Raw genomic sequence first — 19324 nt, 5'->3', positions numbered from 1 at the left:
GGTTAACGGGCGGGAGTGGTGTTGCGGCCAGGCTGGCGGCCGGGAATGGCGCTGTCCAAGCGGGCGTTTTTCGGGATATTGTAGGTTTTGGAGATACGCTTGTTGGCCGTCTCCATGGCCTTGCCTTCAAAGACGAGGGGGCGCTCTCCGTTTTTCAGTTCGATGACGACGTATTCCGGCATGTTTTCCGGGTAAAGGAGTTCGTAGGCGTGGGTAAGGCCTTTAACCTTTACGCCGTTGATTTTTTCCACAATGGAATTGGAAATGGAGCCGGACAGACGCGCGTTTACCTCATCATCCAGCACTTTGGTGATGATGACCATGTCTTCATGGTCCACGCAGCCGCCGTCTTCCTGGTAATTCCGGATGTCCAGTGCAACGTCCAGCATGGAGATGTCCGCCGCCGCGAGCACGTTGCGCTGGATGGGCTGGAACACCAGGCCTCCAAAGACGACGTAGCGGGGCATTTTATCGTATTCCGCCATCAGAAGGTCTCTGGAGGGGGATGGCTTCATCACCATTTCCACCTTCATGGGCTTGCCGTCGCGAATGATATCCAGCGGGAGCCGGTCGTCTTTAAAACAGCGCTCAATGAGTTCTTTCATACTGATTTTCTGGCCGTCCAGTTCAATCATGGCGGAACTGTCCACATCATAGCCGTCCACTTTCATCAGCAGGTCCCCGTTGCGGAGCACGCCGTCGGCGGAGGACCCCTTGAGCACCTTGCCGATCAGGACGCCTTTTTCGTCGTCCGGCAGGCCGAACGCCTTGCGCATGGCCGGGTTCAGGATGGGCGCAGCCTGAATGCCCATGTCCACGTAACCATCATAGACACCGTCCTTGATGTCTTCCAGAAAGTGGCGGATGACGGGGGTTGGAATCACGTACCCCGTGTTATTGGCGTTGTTCAGGCCCTGGAATGCCACGCCGATGACTTTATTCCCCATCAGGACGGGGCCACCGCTGTTGCCCGGGTTAATGGCGGCGTCCACCTGGATGGTCAGGTGTTCCGTGTTGCGGGGGTGGGCGTACGTGGTGAAATCAATGCGGGAGACCACGCCGCGTGTGACGGAAAGCCTGTTGCCGCCGATGGGGTAGCCGATCACCCTTACTTCGTCTTCCAGATGAGGCAGGTTTTTGCTGAATTCAAAAGGCCGTATTCCTTTGAAGGGCCTGGGATCGTCCGCCTCCAGCAGAGCAAGATCCGCGTCATGGGCGATGAATTTGACCCTGGCGGGAATTTTACGGGAATCTCCGTACATGGAGATATAAATGCGTTCCGCGTTGCTGACTACATGGGCGTTCGTCATGAAGGCGTTTTCCCCGATCAGAAAGCCGGTGCCGATGCCCCCCTGGTAGCGGCCGGTATTCCACGGAGTAGCGTAATCCGGAGTCAGGGAATCCATCTCAATTTTCACGACGCCCTTGTACTGATCATTGATGGAAACGACAGGGCCGGACATGACCTTATCTACCCCGAAGTCCGAAATGGAAACAGCCGGCTCATCCGCGTGGGAAAGAGCGGTGCCGGCCAGGACTGCGCACAGCCCTTGAAAACAGGTGTGGGAATGTATCATACGCAAAGATGAAGATTGTGTTGCCAGGGAAGGTTTTGTTGTTACAGGTTGCTTTTGCGGCTTTGTGTTGCCAGGCTTTCCTGGAAGGAATTGACTTCCTCCAGCAGGGATGAGAAACGTTCCGCTATTTCGCCGTCCATCTGGTAGCCGCGGCTGTCCAGCGCAGCTACCGTCTGGCGCGTTTGTTCCACGCACAGGGCCATGCGGGCGGCCATGGTGCAGTAGTCCGCCGCGTCTTCCTTCTCCTGAAGGAGGCAGGAAAGAATGCGTGGGGTGATGTAGCGGATGCAGTAAAAAATCTGGTTCAGGGGTTCCGGCGGCCCCGTCCTGTTCCTCTGGGCTTTGTTGATTTCTCGGCTGAACCGGTGCTGGCACAGATCCGTCAGCTCCATCACCTGCTGGAAGAGGGGATGAAACATGCAGGACTGCACTTCCCGGGCCTCCTGTTCGTTGAGAATGTCAAACAGGCTGAGCATGCCGGCGCTTTTGCAGGAACAGGGCGTCCCCGTTTCTTCCGACTGGGCGATGTTGTCCAGCACTTCATCCCAGCCCATGACAAAGGCCACACGGATGTCTCCGCTGGGGTTCAGCCTGTATTTCTGGAATACCTCCTGGTAGGCGATGGCGATGGCTTCCGCCTCCCGCAGGCGTTTGTCCCAGTGGTGGTCGGGCAGGCTTCCGTCCTCCTGGTGGTTGGAATAGGCCCTGGACCATTCCTTTACCTGGGTCCGCAGCATCTGCTGGTTCGCCATGATCTGGGCCTGCTCTTCGCAGGAATCCATAATCCATTCGGGGAGGGAGACTTTGATGGAGAAGACCGTACTTTCCAGCAGCACCATGTCATGGTGGCTGGTGAACCATTCCAGGTACAGGGCGTTTTCCATGGTTTTCCTGCCTTTGACAGGCATGCGGCGGCTGGCCGTCATGTCTCCCGCCACTCCCTGGATATGTTCCGGGATCTGGGTAAGTTCCGCGGGAAGGGTCTGGGGAGAGGGATTCCTGAAATCAACCACGCAACCGGCCAGATCCTGGAGGCAGTCCCCCTGCAGGGTGATATTTACCGGATGGGGCATCCCCATGAGCTGCAGCGTAAGGCGGACGGTTCCGCGTTCACGGTTGTCCAGCGTGCCGTAGTGGACGTAGTCTGTAATTCTGAAAATCATATGGGGAAGGGGGATAGAAGGGGAGGAAAGAGGTGAATGCTGAATCAGCAGGAGGCTGCGACCTGGGGCAGTTCCTTGTTTTTCTTTTCTACGGCATCCATGTTGACAAGCAGTTCCGCAATGGAATCCCAGCGGCCCCGGGTCAGGGCTTCGCGGGCTTCCGCCGGCATCCGGATGGGGAAGGAGCCTTCCTTCCAGGAAGCTGTCATGTTCAGGAGGTCAATCGTCACTTCCGTTTCCGGGTGATCGGAAATGTGCCGGGCCAGAGCGGCAATGTCGGCGGCAGACGCGCACACGCAGGGCAAACCGATGCCGGTGCTGTTGCCGAAAAAGATTTCCGCGAAAGATTCCGCAATGACGGCTTTGATGCCGGAGCGCCTGATCGTCTGCGGGGCATGCTCACGGGAGGAGCCGCAGCCGAAGTTGGAGCCGCCCAAAATGATGGAAGCCCCTTTGAAGCGGGGATCGTCCACCGGGTGGGATTTGGATTGTCCGTTTTCGTCGAAGCGTTCGTCCCAGAACATGACTCCCGCCAGTTCGTCAAACGTGATGCATTTAAGGAAGCGGGCAGGGATGATGCGGTCCGTGTCCATGTCCGGTCCCGGAACGGGAACGCAGGTGCCGGTGATGGAGGTGAATTGGGTCAGAGACATAAAGGAAAAAATTGGAAAGTTAATTCAGGGAGAACACTTCGCGGGCATCGGAGACTTTCCCGGTCAGAGCAGCGGCGGCCACCATGGCCGGGCTCATCAGCAGGGTGCGTCCGGTGGGGCTTCCCTGCCGGCCCTTGAAGTTCCGGTTGGAGGAACTGGCGCAGAGCTGGTCACCCTGGAGCTTGTCCGGATTCATGGCCAGGCACATGGAGCAACCCGCCAGACGCCATTCAAAGCCGGCTTCACGGAAAATGTCCGCGATGCCTTCCTCTTCACACTGCCGGGCAGTCATCTGGGAGCCGGGAACGGCCAGCGCCCTGATGCCGGGGGCCACATGGCGACCCTTGATGAGGGCGGCCACTTCCCGGAAGTCTGAAATGCGCCCATTGGTGCAGGAACCTACGAAGCACACTTGAACCGGCAGCCCCTTAAGAGGCATGTCCGCGGGGAATTTCATGTATTCCAGCGCTTCATTGATCATCTTCCGTTCATCGTCGTCCGCTGCGTCGGATGGGTTGGGAGTGCTGCCGCTGATGCCCGTATTCTGGTCCGGAGAAATGCCCCATGTCAATGTAGGCTCAATGGAAGCTCCGTCAATTTCCACGATTTCATCATATTCCGCATCTGCGTCGGAAGCAAAGCCCAGCCAGCGTTCCACGGCCTTGTCCCAGTCCGCGCCGGTGGGGGCGAACAGGCGTCCTTTGATGTATTCCACCGTGGTCCGGTCAGGGTTCACGTAACCGCAGCGCGCCGCGCCTTCAATGGACATGTTGCAGAGGGTCATGCGTTCGTCCATGCTCATGGCGTCAATGACCTCGCCTCCGTATTCGTAGGCGAAGCCCAGGCCGCCCTTGGCTCCCAGAAGGCCGATGATGTGCAGGGCTACATCCTTGGCGCGCACGCCGGGGGCCAGCTTTCCGTTCACATTGATGCGGCGCACCTTGAGCGGGCTGAGGGCCAGGGTCTGCGTAGCCAGCACATCGCGCACCTGCGTGGTGCCGATGCCCATGGCAATGGCACCGAAGGCTCCGTGGGTGGCCGTATGGGAGTCTCCGCATACGATAGTCATGCCCGGCTGAGTGATGCCGAGTTCCGGCCCTACCATATGCACGATGCCCTGGAGCCCGGTAGGGAGGTCGAAAAAGCGGATGCCGTTTTCAGCGCAGTTCCGGCGCAGTTCCCTGATCATGGCGTCAGCCGTGGCGTCCGCGAACGGTTCCGCCTGGTTGTCTGTGGGAATGATGTGGTCCACAGTGGCAAAGGTGCGTTCCGGGTGGCGCACAGTCAGGCCCAGGTCCCGGACCATTCCGAAAGCCTGCGGAGAGGTGACTTCATGCAGCAGGTGCGTAGCGATGAACATTTGCGTTCTCCCATCCGGCAGGATGCCGACGGTATGAGCGTCCCAGATTTTTTGGAAAAGCGTTTTCCCCATAACTGACATAAGCATCCGTCCGTTCGGGAACCGCGTCAAGATGCAAGGACGTATTGCTGACACGGTCTGTGTCTTACATAAGGAGTTTTTTTGAACATTTCCTCTGCATTCATGGTCTGAACGGGCCTCTCTCCAGCCTTTGGGGCCTTTCCGCCTTTAAGGAAAGGATGGTTTTCATGCCCTCCGCACGTTCCGAATCCCCTTAAGACCGGTTAAATTTTTCTTCCCATAGTGCTGCAAAAACGTCTCCGAAACATTTCAACAGGTTTCCTTCCGGCAGGGGGGAGGACATTTCATCCTCCAGGCAGGTCATTTGCACGCCCTGGATGCCGCATGGGGTAATAGCAAGGAAGGGAGGCAGGGATTTCCGGGTTATATTGAGGGCGAAGCCGTGCATGGCAATCCACTTTTTCACCCCGACGCCGATGGAGGCTATTTTGCGGTTTTCCACCCAGACCCCTACCAGCCCTTCCCGGATGCGGGCCTGCACGCCGAACCGGGCACAGGTTTCAATCAGGGTGTTCTCCAGGGTGGTGACGTAACGGTGCAGATCCCTGCCGCAGCGGTTCAGGTCCGTAATGGGGTATCCGACCAGCTGGCCGGGGCCGTGGTAGGTAGCCTGGCCGCCGCGGTTGATTTCATGAACGGGAAAGGGAAGTACGGAACCGGGGTGCAGGCTGGCGTGGTTCCGTGTACGCCCGATGGTATAAACTCCGGCATGTTCCAGCAGCAACAGTTCGTTTTCCCTGTCCGGGTCTTCCTGATGGGCCCGGACCAGTTGTTCCTGGAGCCTCAAGGTTTCCTGATAATCTGCCAGGCCGGGAATGCGGATGATGTTCATGCTGCTGAAGGGAGGCCCCGGGACAGTTAGGGAACTCAGCGCGTTCTGCGCACTTGCTGGCCCAGGGCGGTGCGGTACTGGTGCACGGCGGCGGCCAGGGAAGAGGCCATGAAATTCTGATAACGCTCCGTGGCGATGAGCAGGGCCTCCTGCGGGTTGGACATGAACCCGCCTTCCACCAGAATGGCGGGATGCTTGATGGTACACAGCACGGAATAGCGCGCGCGCTTGATGCCGCGGTCAACCATGGAAATGCCCTCCTTAATGGCAAGCGGTCCTTTCAGCATGTGCCCCTGGACGGCTGTAGCCAGGGCGATGTTCATGCTGTCCTGGGCGTTGCCCTGCAGGGCGTCGTGGCGGATATTGCGGGACATGGAGGAGGAAGTGCCCGCGGGCGCCAGCGTGAAGGTTTCCACCCCGCGGGCAGAAGAGCCTCCGTCATTGAAGTGGATGCTGATGAAGATGGCATTATTGTGCCTGTTGGCAATGCGGACGCGGTCCTGAAGGGCAATGAAGTTGTCCGTGTCACGGGTCATGACCACCTGGTAGCCCATGGCCTTGAGGCGGTCGCGCAGCTTTTTGCCCACAGAAAGGTTGATGTCCGCTTCCCTGCTGATGCGGTTACGCGTGCCGCTGTCATGGCCGCCGTGGCCGGGATCAATGACTACTGTGTTGAAACTGCGGCGGTTGGCGATGTAAGTGGGGCGCAGAACCGGGTCAATGATTTTGTGCAGGTCCATATTGGAAACCATCAGCCCCTTGGAGGGATGGTCAGCCACAGGATAGGATAGCACGAACTTCATGTTGTTCATGAACATCTCCTGGCTGCGCGCCTGGATACGGATTTGAATCTTTTCCGGCACCTCGTAAACTTTCTGCCGCCCTTCCGTGCGTTCCCTGGTCAGTTTGTAATGGGTGCGCACTTCGGACATCGGAATATACTGCACTCCATTAATGATTTCCGGATTCCATCCGAAGGCCGTGGACAACGTCAGCAGAAACATGCCCACAATGCCGAGCACGGCTGCAAATGATGTGCGAGAGGTCGGATACATAGGACGATATCGCATCCAGACTAACGGATTTTTCATGACGCACAAGGGAAAAGTTTCCGTGAAAGATTCTTTTGCGCTTCTGTTTCCGGAGAGAAAAAAGCGGCTCCCGGGAAGGGGAGCCGCCCTGAAATGGCAGTGAAGGAACGGGATCAGGCGGGATTATTTGGCGGTCTTCTCGTCCATTTTGGCCTTGACCTGTTCTTCAATTTCCGCGTACAGCTCCGGGTTGGATTTGAGAGCTTCCTTGGCGGCGTCGCGGCCCTGGGCGATCTGGCTGCCGTTATAGCTGATCCAGGAGCCGCGCTTCTGGATGATATCATATTCCGTTGCCAGATCCAGCAGGCTGCCTACGGAGGAGATGCCTTCATTGTACATGATGTCGAATTCGCATTCCGTGAAGGGAGGAGCCACTTTGTTTTTGACTACCTTGATTTTGGTGCGGTTCCCGGCTATGACGCCGTCGCTGCCCTTGATCTGGCCGATGCGGCGGATGTCCACACGTACGGAGGCGTAGAATTTCAGGGCGCGGCCGCCGGGAGTGGTTTCCGGATTGCCGAACATGACGCCGATTTTTTCACGGATCTGGTTGGTGAAGATACAGACGGTACGGGCCTTGGAAATGAAGCTGGTGAGCTTGCGGAGGGCGGCGGACATCAAACGGGCCTGGGCTCCTACCGTGGAATCCCCGATTTCTCCTTCCAGCTCCTGCTTGGTGACCAGTGCGGCCACGGAGTCCACCACGATGACGTCAATGGCATTGGAGCGGACAAGAGCCTCACAGATTTGCAGGGCTTCTTCACCGGAACTTGGCTGGGAAACCAGCAGGTCGTCCAGGTTCACGCCCAGGCGGGCGGCATACTGAGGGTCCAGTGCGTGTTCCACGTCAATGAATGCAGCCAGGCCTCCGGATTTCTGGGCCTGGGCGATGGCCGTCAGGGTCAGGGTGGTTTTACCGGAGGATTCCGGTCCGTAGATTTCCACAATGCGGCCGCGGGCAAAGCCGCCCACACCCAGAGCGCGGTCAATCAGAAGGTTGCCCGTGGGAATGACGTCCACTTCCATTTTGACGTTGTCTCCAAGGCGCATAATGGCGTTTTCTCCGAAGTCTTTCTGGATTTGGGAGAGGGCCAGGTCAAGGTTGCGCTTGCGGGCTGCCGCCAGTTTTTCCGCTTCGGGGGATAAAGGTGTTTCGTTGCTCATATATCGTAGCGCAGTATAACCGGGACAGCCTTATTGGCAAGTGTTCTGTGGGTCTTCGCAGACTCATTCCCCATTGAGAAAGAACAGAATTCTGACATGGGAAGAATCTTGTGAAAACCGGGTGTTCCGTTCGGCGGGAAATTAGGGGAAGCAGGGGGAACGAGACCGGAAAAGAAGTTTGGAGTCGGAGAAGAACACGGCTTTTCCGGAGAACGTCTGGGCGGCGTTATTCTTCAATCGGCTCCGCAAGAGGAATATCCTCGTAGGAATCGTCAAAGATGACGGGAATGTTGTGCTCCGGAATCAGGTTGATGGAACTGATTTTGCGGTGCGTCTGGCGTGCGTGCCGGAGGGCGCGGGACAGTTTTTCCACCTGGTGTTCCAGGCCGTAATGGCTGAAAGTAGCCTGGCAGTCATTGGTAAAACGCACACAGAAAGACCAGTCGTTGGGCGTCGTTATGGAGACGATGCTGGGAAGGTATTCCGTTACCGTGCCGGAAAGCAGTTCAATCAGTTTCATGGGCGCTTCCAGTTCCCGGATGCTGACGCCGTAGCTGAGTTTGCCGGAACTGGGCGGCCTGAGCGTGACGGAGGGCATGCGCTTTTCCCGGATATAAGGCATGTGGACCTGCTCCATGCAGGGGAAGATGACGCCTTCCTTGTCTGCCAAAGCGCCGTACGTGGCATCTCCCGGGTGAATTCCCAGTTCCGGGCAGTCAATCCAGGCCACGGGGATGCGCGCGTCAATGTCCACCAGCAGCGTGGGGTTGGAGGATATCTGGCGTTTGACGGAAGCCCGGCGGATGGCGGGACATTTTTTCAGGCGCTGCTCCAGCTCCGCGGCGTCTATGGAAAAAATGTTGTCCTGCGGCCCTATGCCCATAACGGAAAAGGCCTGTTCGGAGTTGAAAATGCCGTTGCTTTTCAGGGTGACGGTGTCGATGGAAAGCCAGTCGTATTTGAGGATGTAATCTTTCCAGAGAAAAACGATAGCCCCGATTAAGCCGAAAATAAGCGCGTAAATGGTGACAATGTGGTACAGCTTGCGCCGGAAGAGCCAAAAACGGTAGTTTTTGCCCTTGCGTTCGATGGTCTCTTTTCTGGCCTCCCGTTCCAGAAGAAGCATTTCCGGCCTTTTGGCGGAACGGGGGACTGGCGTTGTGGCTTTGTGCGACATCGGGGGGTGCGGGAGGGGCGACTCCCCGCCCTCTGTCAGATATTACGTTATTTACGGGGGGTGGCTAGCGATAATTCCGCTATTTTTTCGCAGAGGTCTTCATAGGGCCATCCGGAGGCCGCCGCCGCCTTGGGAAGCAGGCTGGAAGGGGTCATGCCGGGAATGGTGTTGATTTCCAGCACGAAGGGGGCGCCGTCTTCCTCGCGCAGCAGTACGTCCACGCGGCCATACACTTCCACGCCGGCGGCCTTGTAGGCTTTCAGGGCCGCCTCCTGCACGTTGGCGGCGGTTTCTTCCGGAAGATCCGCCGGGCAAATATAATCCGTGCCGCCGCCCATATTCATCCACGGGTATTTGTTGCTCAGGTCATAGAAGCCGGAACGGGGGCAGATATGAATAACGGGAAGGGCTTTCCCGTCCAGAATGCCGACCGTCAGTTCCTTGCCTTGAATGAACTCTTCCACCAATACGGTGGTGCCGTGGGTTACGGCTTCCTCCATGGCGGGGAGCACATCCTCCTGCCTGCGGACGATGTGGACGCCCACGCTGGAACCCTCGCAGGGAGGCTTGATGACGAAGGGCAGGGGGAGGGACGGCATCACGATGCCATTGGAACAGTCCAGAATTTCCGCATGCGGCGTAGGAACTCCGGCTTCCAGAAAAACTTTTTTGGATTCTGACTTGTTGAAGCACAGGGCGCTGGAACGGGAGCCGGCCCCTGTGTACGGAACGCCGCGTTCTTCCAGAATGGCCTGGAGGGTTCCATCCTCACCGAAAGTGCCGTGGATAATGTTGTAGGCCAGCTCCGTGCCTTCCGGCAGCCGGAAATCCGGGCCGTGCACGTCCACCTTCGTTACATCGGTGAATCCGGCCCGGCACAGGGCGTCGTAAACGGAGTTGCCGGAAACAAGGGATACTTCCCGTTCTGCCCCGGGACCTCCGAGCAGGAGGGCGATTTTGAGGTCGCGCTTGAGAGTGTTCATATTGGAATAAATAATGAATGGGTTAAAACTGGGGGTCCCGGTCTCCGATGACCTGGGCTTCCGATTTCAGGTCGATGCCGCGGTTTTCCTTGGCCTCCTTGCGGATCATGTCGATCAGGATGGTGATGTCCCTCGCTCTGGCATGACCCCGGTTGATGATAAAATTGGCGTGCACGTCTGATACGCAGGCGTCTCCCACGCAGGCGCCTTTCAGCCCCAGTTCGTCAATGAGCCTGCCTGCCGGGATTTCCGGCGGGTTTTTGAAGATGCAGCCGGCGCTGGCTCCGACGGGCTGGGAAAGCTTCCGCCTGGCCCGTGCCGCCTCCAGAAGACGCTCCATTTCTTCCGCAGGGGCGGGCTGCGCCTCAAACACGGCCTGAAGCACAAAATTGTGGACCAGGTCCGGAATGGAACGGTACTGGGCGTTCAATTCTTCCCTTGTATGGCTGCGGATTTCCCCGTCTTCATCCAGACAGGTGACGGAAACGAGGTTTTTGACCATATCCATGCCCATGGCTCCGGCGTTCATGCGGAGGCTTCCTCCCACATTGCCGGGAATGCCGTCCATCCATTCCAGGCCGCCAAGGCCGTTCTGGACGGCGGTGGAAACCAGTTTTTTCAACCGCACGCCCGCTCCGGCGGTGAGGCGGTTCCCCTGGATTTCCAGCACATCGAATTCTCCCCCAGAGGGGTGGATGACGGCGCCGCGCAGTCCGCCGTCCCTGACAATGATGTTGGAACCGCGGCCAATGACGTGTACGGGGATATTCCTGTCCCGGCAATAGTTGACGGCCGCCTGCATTCCGGAAAAGGTGGAAGGCTCCAGCCAGTACTGGGCGCATCCGCCTACTCCCATGGTCGTATGGCGTGACATGGGTTCGTACAGCTTGCCTTCCAGAGAACCGCCCGCAGTGCGTTCCAGATCCTCCAGCAGGGCCAGGTCGCGCGCGATGCGCATGCCGCATTCATGGACGTTCCCGGCTCCCAGCGTCAGGAACAGGTCTCCGGGTTTCAGCGCGTTGCCGATGGTGTGGTGGGCTATGCCCAGGTCGGGAAGGTAACGGGTTTCCACGGGGCCGTGCCTGTGCATGGCGTTGATGATCGTCTGCCCGCTTACCCCTTCAATAGGCAGTTCGCTGGCGGGATACACGTCCGCTACGAAAACGAGGTCCGCCTCCTGGAGCACCTTGCCGAAGTCATCCGCCAGAAGCTGCGTGCGCGTGTAGCGGTGCGGCTGGAAGTAAACTACCAGGCGGTTCGGCTGGAGGGAACGGGCAGTTTGGAGCGTGGCGGCTATTTCCGTTGGGTGGTGGCCGTAGTCGTCCACAATCCGGATGGAGGAGGAAAGGTATTTGGTTTCAAAGCGCCGTTTGGCTCCCGCAAAGGAGGCCAGGCCCCGCGTCACCGCCGGGAAATCCACGCCCAGTTCCGTTGCCAGAGCAATCGCGGCCAGGGAATTCAGGACATTGTGGCGTCCGGGTATGCCCAGCTCCACGCGGCCCAGTTCCTCTTTCCCCTTCAACACGGTGAACAGGGTGCGTCCGCGGCGTTCCAGCACGTCCGTAGCGGTGTAGTCCGCATCGGACCAGCCGTAGGAAACGGAATTGGGGTACTTGGCGCAGACATCCTCAGCGCCGGGATGCGCGCGGCAATAAATAATCTTGCCGCGCGTCTGGGAGCAAAGCCGGTCGAACACGGCCTTGATTTCATCCAGATCCTTGTAGTGGTCCAGGTGTTCCGGTTCAATGTTGAGGACGATGCTGTGCTCCGGAATGTAATTTACCAGCGTGCCGTCGCTTTCATCCCCTTCCGCCACCAGGTATTCGCTGTCTTCATTCCAGTGGGCGTTGGTTCCCAGCACGGGGATTTCCGCCCCCACGTAGTGGCACGGACGCATGCGGCCTTCCCTCATCAGGTGCGCGCAGAGGGCTGAAGTAGTGGTTTTTCCATGCGTACCGGAGACCACGACCCCTTTCTTCCCGTTCAGGATGGCTGCCAGGCATTCCGCGCGGCGCATGCAGGGAATATTCAGCTTGCGTGCTGCCGCCAGGGCCGGATTGTCCGCCCGGATGGCACTGGAATAAATGACAATTTCCGCATCGGAAACGGCGTCTGCGGAATGCGGGCAGGAGAAAGACAGCCCCAGGCTTTGAAGCCGTTCGGTCTCTGCGCTGGTCACCCGGTCGCAGCCGCTCACCCGGTGCCCCATTTCCATCAGCATGAGCGCCAGGCCGGACATGCCTGACCCGGCTACCCCGATGAGATGTAGGCGTGCCGGGTGTTCCCTGTCTGTCAGTCTTTTGCGTAAGGTTTCAATCATGGGAGGCTGCATGGTCCGTATGTTCAATGACATTGGCGATGCGGGATACTGCATCAGGCATGTCCAGACGTAAAGCACATTCATTCATGGAGGCCAGCAGGGAGGAATCCTTGAGTACTTCATTCAGGAAAGCCGCAATATCGTCCGGCGTGAGGGTGTTTTCACGCATCATGCGCGCCGCGCCGTGGGCCGCGAAAACGCGTGCGTTGTGTGCCTGGTGATCGTCTGCGGCGAAGGGGTAGGGAACCAGCAGGGCGGCCTTCCCCATATGGGCCAGTTCCGTAAGGCTGGACGCCCCGGAACGGGAAATGACCACATCCGCTGCGGCATAAGCGGCAGCCATGGCGGAACAGAATTCAATGACGTGCACGTGGGGCATGTCCGCCGTCAGCTGGCTGACGCGTGCAAAGTCCGCGGAGCCGGTGATGATGAGAAAGTCGCACAGGTCTGCGCATTGCCGGGCGGCTTCAATGACTAGGGAATTCAGATTCCTGGCCCCCTGGGAACCGCCCATTACCAGGGCCACGCGGCGGTCCTGGGGCAGGTTGAGCTCCGCCCTGGCTTCGTTTTTGTCTTTCCGGGCCACCATTTCCTGGCGTACCGGAGTGCCGGTGACAATGCATTTGGCGGGATTGAAGTAGTGCCTGGCTTCCTCAATGCCCAGCAGCACGTTCGTGCAGCATTTGGCGGTCATGCGGTTGGCCTTTCCGGGCAGCGCGTTGGAATCGTGCACGTAGGTGCGGATTCCCTTGCGGTGGGCGGCGTAAACGGGAGGGAATGAAGTGAATCCTCCCATGCCGATGACGACGTCCGCTTCCACCTCGTCCAGAAGATGGCGGCTGAAACGGATGGCTTTGTACAGCCTGACGCCGAACCCCAGCAGGGACAGGGATGGGATTTTGGGCATCGCGATGGCCTCAATGGTGCGGAAGTCAAGATCCCCGTAATTTTTGCTGGCCTGGGCGTCCACTTTCTTCTGGGAGATGAGGAGCGTGACGCGGTGGCCGCGCTTTTTAAGTTCCTGGGCTACGGCTATGCCGGGAAAAAGGTGCCCCCCCGTGCCGCCGCAGGCGATCACGATGTTCAGGGAGGGATGTTTGAGAGAGGGTTCAGTCATAATCTTACGTCAATGGAGCGTTCGTCTTTGCGGGTGATTTCACAATTGGGCTGGGCGCCGGTGGAAAACCTCTGGATGCTGGTGAGCATGCCCAGGGCGGCCAGCGTAAAGACCAGGTTGGTGCCCCCGAAGCTGATGAAGGGCAGCGGCAGGCCGGAATTGGGCACGGCGTTGGTTACCACGGCGATGTTCAGGATGGCGGGACAGAAAATGATGGCGACAATCCCCACGGCCAGGAACCGTCCGTAGGTGTCCCGGCACTGCATGGCCACGCCGATGCCGGCATACGTCATCAGGAAATAGCAGAGCAGGACGAACATGGTCCCGTAAAAACCGAATTCCTCTCCCAGCGGCGCGAAAATGAAGTCCGTGTGGGCAAAGGGAAGCGTGCCGTGTTTTTCCGCGCTGTTTCCCAGGCCCACCCCGTCCAGCCCCCCCCGGGACAGGGCGATGGAAGCACGGTACTGCTGGAGGCCGGCGCCCAGGCGGTGGGCGTCCAGGTCTTTCCAGGCCAGGAAACGTTCCAGGCGGTTGGCGTTGCTCTGCACCAGAACGTACAGGGCCGTTCCGGCCAGGGCGAAAGCCCCGCCCAGGTAAATTTTGCGCGTTCCGGCCACAAACATGACGCAGAACGCGGCCAGGGCCAGGGCTACGGAGGTGCCCATGTCCTTTTCAAAAAGAATCAGGGCAAGAGGAATGCCGAAGATAAGGCCGGGCATCACAAAACCCCACCAGAAAGAGGTGGTGCGGTCCCGGTACAGGGCCAGCCAGTTGGCCAGGGCCATCATCATGCAGAGCTTGGCGCATTCGCTGGGCTGGAACTGCATGCCGATGGTGATCCAGCGGCGTTCCCCGTTGATTTCTTTTCCGATGCCGGGCACATAGCACAGCACCAGCAGAAAACAGGCCCCCCCAAGGATCCACCAGATATACTTCCTCCATATCCGGTAGTCTATCCGGGAGAGAATCATGGCCCCCACCAGACCGGCGCAGGCAAAGGCGGTCTGCTTGAACAGGGGTTCATACGGGTGCTTGGTTTCCTCCGCCCACGCCGCCGTGCTGGATACCATCACCAGGCCTACGACCAGAAGGCAGATGACGAAAAACCAGACCAGAATCATGCAGACTTTGGAAGACATGGCGGCGGAAGGGCAGGAAGAGGCCTACTTTTTGGGGATCATGATTTTTTGCCCGATTTTGAGACGCGCTACGTCCCGGTCATTCATCTTGTTGAATTTCTGAAGGGTGCGCCAGTTCATTTTGTATTTGCGGGCGATTACGGAGAGGGTTTCCCCTTTCTTCACAATGTGGGGCACGCCTTCCGGCTCCAATTCCTCCGCGGCGGACTTTTCCGGTTCAAATTTGTCTCCTGGCCGGGCCGGAATGACGAGCGTGCTTCCGCTGACAAGGCGCTGCACTTTGGGATTGACGGCTTTCAGGTCATTGACGGCCACCTGGTTGTCACGCGCGACGCGTTCCCAGGTATCTCCCGTGCGCACGATGTGGCGCGCAGGACCTGCCACCGGGGCTGCATCCGGAATGTGTTCCTCCACCGCAGGGGCCGGCTGCCTGTTGGGGCGAGCGTCCACTACCTGTTCCGGCTGCGTGATGGTGACCGGGGCTGCGGGGGGGGCCTGGGGAACCTGGGGCAGAGCGGCCGGGGGCGCTGCGGGAGCGGGGCGTTGCGGGACGGTGGGCGGCGCGGGCAGGGCGGCTGCCATTTCTACGGTTTCCGCCGTGTTTCTGAACCAGGTGCTGCGGACGTAAACGCCGCCGATGACGAGAAGGTGAAGAAGAAGAAGGACGACGAGCCAGCGCACGACGGTGCTGCTGGGCGCGTCATCTTCAAATTCGGAGACGCGGGCGCGGTATTTGCTGAGTTTGGCGCGGAGTACGGTGCCCATTTTGCGTTTCGGACGGGTGCGTCCGGTCGGATTGTGATCAGGTGTCTTGGTCGTTTTCATGATGGTCGTTTTCTGGTGAATTGTCAGGAAAGGGGGGGAAGGGCGTTCACCGCGTCCCTGAAGGCCTGGCCGCGCTGAACATAACCGGTGAACATGTCAAAGGAAGAAGTGCCGGGAGAGAACAGGACGGTGTCTCCCGGCCGGGCGAGAGAGCGTGCTTTCGCCACGCAGGCCTCTACATCTGCGGCTTTTTCCGTGGGGACCGCAGGGGAAAAAGCGTGCTGGAGCTGGTCCGCAATCTGGCCGAATACCACGCAGGCGCGCACTTTTTCTTTCAGCATGGGCCGCAGGGGTACGTAATCCAGCCCTTTATCCTTGCCTCCGGCAATCAGGATGACGGGGGAATGTTGTGATTTCAGAGCCGCTTCCAGCGCATGCAGATTCGTGGCTTTGGAATCGTTCAGCCACAGCACGCCGTCCAGTGTGCGGACGGTTTCGCAGCGGTGGCCGGGGGGCGCGAACTCCTTCAATACTTCTGCGGCTGTTTCTGCGGGAATGCCCAGGTGGCGGCATGCCAGGACGGCGGCCATGGCGTTTTCCGCATTATGGCGCTGGTTCAGGGTGGTCCCTTCCAGGTTCAGCAGGGGAGCGCCGCCCTCCAGGATCAACGGTCCGCGGTAATAAAGATCAGCCGCCGGATCTTCCGGGCTGAAGGTGAGCACGGAGGCTTTCAGGTGCGGAAGCCGTTCCCCAGAGCGAACGACGGCCAGGTCTTTTTCCGTCTGGTTGTCGAAGATATGGAGTTTGGCGCGGTGGTAATCCTCCACGGATTTGTAGCGGTCCATGTGGTCCGGCGCAAAATTGAGCCATACGGCCACATCCGGGTGAAAATCGCGGATGGTTTCCAACTGGAAGGAGCTGACCTCCAGTGCCAGCACGTCCGGCACGGAATCCCGGAGCAGGATTTCCGCTACCGGCACGCCGTAATTGCCGCAGGCAACGGCGGTCTTTCCGGCGCGCAGCAAAATCTTTTCCACCAGGGATGTGGTGGTGGTTTTGCCGTTGGTTCCGGTGATGGCGATGATGCGGCCATGGTAAAAGCGGCATGCCAGCTCCATTTCACCGATGGTTTCCACGCCTTCCCGTCCAAAGGATTTGACAAAGGGGCTATCCGTCTCAATGCCGGGGGAGATGACCACCATATCCGCATGAAAGGCGCGTCCGTCTTCCTCCGTGGCAGCGGTATGCAGGGGAATGTCTTCCGGCCATCCGTCAATGGAGGAGGAAGCGTCAAACACGCATACCCGTGCGCCATGCTTTATGGCGAGGCGCGCCGCGGCGCGTCCGCTTCTTCCCGCTCCCAGAACGGCGATGTTGAGGTTATTGAGCTGCATGTTCGTGGTTTGTCAGGCGGTGGTAATCAGGAAAAGGCCCAGGAAAGCCAGCAGGAGGCTGATCATCCAGAAGCGGGCAATCACCTGCGTTTCCTTCCAGCCTTTGAGTTCAAAATGGTGGTGGATGGGAGCCATGGCGAAGATGCGTTTGCCGTGGCGCAGCTTGTAGCTGCCTACCTGCAGCACGACGGACGCGGCCTCCATGACGAAGACGCCCCCGATGACGATAAAGAGAAGCTCCTGCGCCGTGCAGACGGCAGCCATGCCGAACGCTCCGCCCAGGGCCAGGGAGCCGGTGTCTCCCATAAATACCCTGGCCGGGTAGCAATTGTGCCAGAGGAAGCCCAGACAGGCCCCTACCAGGGCCATCATGAAGACGCTGATTTCTCCCGCGCCGGGGTGGAAGGGAATATCCAGGGAATCAGCCGTCAGCCAGCTTCCGCAGAGGACGGCAATGATGGCGTAAGTAATGCCCGTGGCGACGGAGCAGCCGGAGGCGAGGCCGTCCAGGCCGTCTGTCAGGTTCACCGCATTGGAGGCGGACATGACCACCACGACGCCGAAAGGAATATAAACGAACCATGGCAGGTTCACCTGGCCATAGAACGGAATGAACAGGGAGGATATGTAGTCGTGAAGTTCCACGCGGGGATTGCCTTCCGGGTACAGGTACAGGAAGGTGACGCCGGCCAGGCCGGCCAGGAACTGGACGAGGAGTTTTTTACGTGCGGAAATGCCGTCCGAGGTTTTTTTCGCCACCTTCAGGTAATCGTCCCGGAATCCCAGCAGGCCCAGCGCCAGGGTGACGATCAGGCAGGCAATGATAAAGGGATTGCCCATTCTGGCGCACAACAGGGTAGCCGCCGTCATGGACCCTACGATCAGCACGCCGCCCATGGTGGGCGTTCCCGCCTTGGCCCCGTGGAGTTCCGCCAGCTTGTGCACCTCTTCTGCCGTCCTGATGGGCTGGCCGATTTTCAGGGAAATCAGCGCCCGGATGACCCGCGGGGCGAATATCATGGTCAGGGCAAAGGAAACCAGGCAGGCCAGGAGGGCCCTCCCTGCCGGTTCTGCAAATGCCCCCGAGGGGCTGAACTGTTCAATAACGGAATGCATAAAATTTACTGTGGCGGAAAGGTGAGGTTCATGACTTGCTCCATCCGGGCGAGGCGGCTGCCTTTGAAGAGGACGATGTCTCCCGGCGCCGTATGGCTGCGGAGCCATTCTGCCGCTTCCTCCGCAGAGCCGAAATGCAGGCTTTGAGTGAAGGCGTTCGGAGAAATAGCGTCCGTAATCCGGGCGGCATCCGTTCCCACGCTGACGACGCAGTCAAGACGGAGCTCTTCCGCCGTGCGGCCCACCAGAACGTGCCCTTCCTCGGAAAACGCGCCCAGTTCCCCCATTCTGCCCAGCACCGCAAAGCGTCTGCCGGTGCAGGAAAGCCCCGCTACGGTATGCAGGGCGGCCTGCATGGAATCCGGGTTGGCATTGTAGGTGTCATCCACTACCAGAATGCCGTTGATCCGGGTGCAGTGAAGCCTGCCGCCCGTGAGCCGCGCCTGATTGAGGCCGGAGGCGATTTGCTCTTTCGCAAGACCTGCCGCCCAGCCGGCGGCGGCGGCCAGAAGCGCATTGGTTACCATGTGCCGGCCGTGGACGGGCAATTCCACCTCTTCCCGGCAGAAATCCGGGATGGAAAGGATGAAGCGTGTCCCGTTCTCGGTAGAGACGGGATTTTCCGCGCGAACGGTTCCGGCGCCAATGCCGCAGTCAATACAGGCGGCGCGGGTGGATTGACGGATCATATCCGCATAATCGCAGTCCGCCGGAAAAATCATGAAGCCGTCTTCCGGCAGGCAGCGTGCCAACGTGCATTTTTCCCGGGCGATGTTTTCCCGCGAACCCAGATATTCCATGTGGGAGGTGCCGATGCTGGTGATGATGCCGATTTTCGGGCGCGTCATTTCACACAGGGGAGCCAGTTCCCCGGAGTGGTTCATGCCCATTTCCCATACGGCGGCTTCGTCGGACGGGGTGGCCCGGAGGATGCTGAGGGGGACGCCGATGTGGTTGTTCAGGTTGCCCTGCGTGGCGATGGTGCGGAACCCCTGTGAAAGAACGGAGGCCGTCAGATCCTTGGTAGAGGTTTTTCCGTTGGAGCCGGTCAGGCCGATGACGGTGAGGGTAAGCTCTGAACGCCACCAGGAGGCCAGCTTCTGAAGGGCTTCCAGCGTGTCTTCCACCAGAATGACGGCGCAGGAGGGGTCCATGCCTTCCTCCACACGGCTGACGACGACGGCGGCCGCAGTACGGGATGCCTCCGGGGCAAACAGGTTTCCGTCAAATTTTTCTCCCCCCAGCGCGAAGAAAACGGCATGGGGCGGCAAATGGCGGCTGTCCGTGCACACGCCGCCGGAAGCGACCCTGTCGAAGGGGCCGCTGACCAGTTTTCCGCCGATGACGTTGCTGATGCCGTGTGCCGTGAGGGAAATCATGAAAGAAAGACGG

The 19324-nt window shown here is 59.2% G+C and carries 16 protein-coding genes; all 16 read right to left on the bottom strand.

Annotated features, from left to right (window positions below; genetic code table 11):
* Positions 1-2 precede the first annotated feature (2 nt).
* The 16 genes from AMUC_RS03635 to AMUC_RS03560 all read right to left on the bottom strand — a co-directional run bounded on the left by AMUC_RS03635 (position 3) and on the right by AMUC_RS03560 (position 19311).
* On the bottom strand, positions 3-1577 hold the full coding sequence (locus AMUC_RS03635) for a S1C family serine protease (protein WP_012419721.1): 1575 nt from the start codon (positions 1575-1577) through the stop codon (positions 3-5).
* A gap of 41 nt (positions 1578-1618) precedes the next feature.
* Positions 1619-2740 carry a hypothetical protein gene (locus AMUC_RS03630; RefSeq protein ID WP_012419720.1) on the bottom strand — a complete coding sequence of 374 codons (1122 nt, stop codon included), beginning with the start codon at positions 2738-2740 and terminating at the stop codon, positions 1619-1621.
* A gap of 44 nt (positions 2741-2784) precedes the next feature.
* Entirely contained in the window at positions 2785-3393 is a 609-nt protein-coding gene (locus AMUC_RS03625) for a 3-isopropylmalate dehydratase small subunit (RefSeq protein WP_012419719.1), read from the bottom strand.
* A gap of 19 nt (positions 3394-3412) precedes the next feature.
* Positions 3413-4825: a 3-isopropylmalate dehydratase large subunit gene (gene leuC / locus AMUC_RS03620; RefSeq protein WP_012419718.1), complete on the bottom strand. Its 1413-nt coding sequence runs from the start codon at positions 4823-4825 to the stop codon at positions 3413-3415.
* Between the two features lie 202 nt (positions 4826-5027).
* Positions 5028-5666, bottom strand: a complete 639-nt coding sequence (gene lipB, locus AMUC_RS03615; protein ID WP_012419717.1) for a lipoyl(octanoyl) transferase LipB — start codon at positions 5664-5666, stop codon at positions 5028-5030.
* Positions 5667-5701: 35 nt separating this feature from the next.
* Positions 5702-6721 (bottom strand): N-acetylmuramoyl-L-alanine amidase family protein, encoded by a 1020-nt coding sequence (locus AMUC_RS03610; RefSeq protein ID WP_012419716.1) that lies wholly within the window; start codon positions 6719-6721, stop codon positions 5702-5704.
* A gap of 159 nt (positions 6722-6880) precedes the next feature.
* A complete protein-coding gene (recA, locus tag AMUC_RS03605; RefSeq protein ID WP_012419715.1) occupies positions 6881-7921 on the bottom strand; it encodes a recombinase RecA in 1041 nt (346 codons plus the stop codon).
* 226 nt (positions 7922-8147) lie between these two features.
* Complete coding sequence (locus AMUC_RS03600) at positions 8148-9047, bottom strand: cell division protein FtsQ/DivIB (RefSeq protein WP_012419714.1); 900 nt, start codon at positions 9045-9047, stop codon at positions 8148-8150.
* 98 nt (positions 9048-9145) lie between these two features.
* A complete protein-coding gene (locus tag AMUC_RS03595) occupies positions 9146-10081 on the bottom strand; it encodes a D-alanine--D-alanine ligase (RefSeq protein ID WP_012419713.1) in 936 nt (311 codons plus the stop codon).
* Positions 10082-10103: 22 nt separating this feature from the next.
* The gene (gene murC / locus AMUC_RS03590) at positions 10104-12401 is read right to left on the bottom strand and encodes a UDP-N-acetylmuramate--L-alanine ligase (RefSeq protein ID WP_012419712.1); all 2298 of its coding nucleotides are present in this window, start codon (positions 12399-12401) and stop codon (positions 10104-10106) included.
* Positions 12394-13518: an undecaprenyldiphospho-muramoylpentapeptide beta-N-acetylglucosaminyltransferase gene (gene murG, locus AMUC_RS03585; RefSeq protein WP_012419711.1), complete on the bottom strand. Its 1125-nt coding sequence runs from the start codon at positions 13516-13518 to the stop codon at positions 12394-12396. Before murG ends, murC begins: the two co-directional genes overlap by 8 nt.
* Entirely contained in the window at positions 13515-14657 is a 1143-nt protein-coding gene (locus AMUC_RS03580; protein WP_012419710.1) for an FtsW/RodA/SpoVE family cell cycle protein, read from the bottom strand. The genes murG and AMUC_RS03580 overlap by 4 nt, the downstream gene beginning before the upstream one ends.
* 24 nt (positions 14658-14681) lie before the next feature.
* Entirely contained in the window at positions 14682-15482 is an 801-nt protein-coding gene (locus tag AMUC_RS03575) for a LysM peptidoglycan-binding domain-containing protein (protein ID WP_012419709.1), read from the bottom strand.
* Between the two features lie 23 nt (positions 15483-15505).
* A complete protein-coding gene (gene murD / locus AMUC_RS03570; RefSeq protein ID WP_012419708.1) occupies positions 15506-16816 on the bottom strand; it encodes a UDP-N-acetylmuramoyl-L-alanine--D-glutamate ligase in 1311 nt (436 codons plus the stop codon).
* Positions 16817-16828: 12 nt separating this feature from the next.
* Positions 16829-17932, bottom strand: coding sequence for a phospho-N-acetylmuramoyl-pentapeptide-transferase (gene mraY, locus AMUC_RS03565; protein WP_012419707.1), 1104 nt, complete (start codon positions 17930-17932; stop codon positions 16829-16831).
* A 5-nt stretch (positions 17933-17937) separates the two neighbouring features.
* Positions 17938-19311, bottom strand: coding sequence for a UDP-N-acetylmuramoyl-tripeptide--D-alanyl-D-alanine ligase (locus AMUC_RS03560; RefSeq protein WP_012419706.1), 1374 nt, complete (start codon positions 19309-19311; stop codon positions 17938-17940).
* Positions 19312-19324: the final 13 nt, after the last annotated feature.

It is taken from the genome of Akkermansia muciniphila ATCC BAA-835 (assembly GCF_000020225.1).
GTDB classification, from domain to species: Bacteria; Verrucomicrobiota; Verrucomicrobiia; order Verrucomicrobiales; family Akkermansiaceae; genus Akkermansia; species Akkermansia muciniphila.
This window is presented reverse-complemented; position numbering and strand designations above follow the sequence as displayed.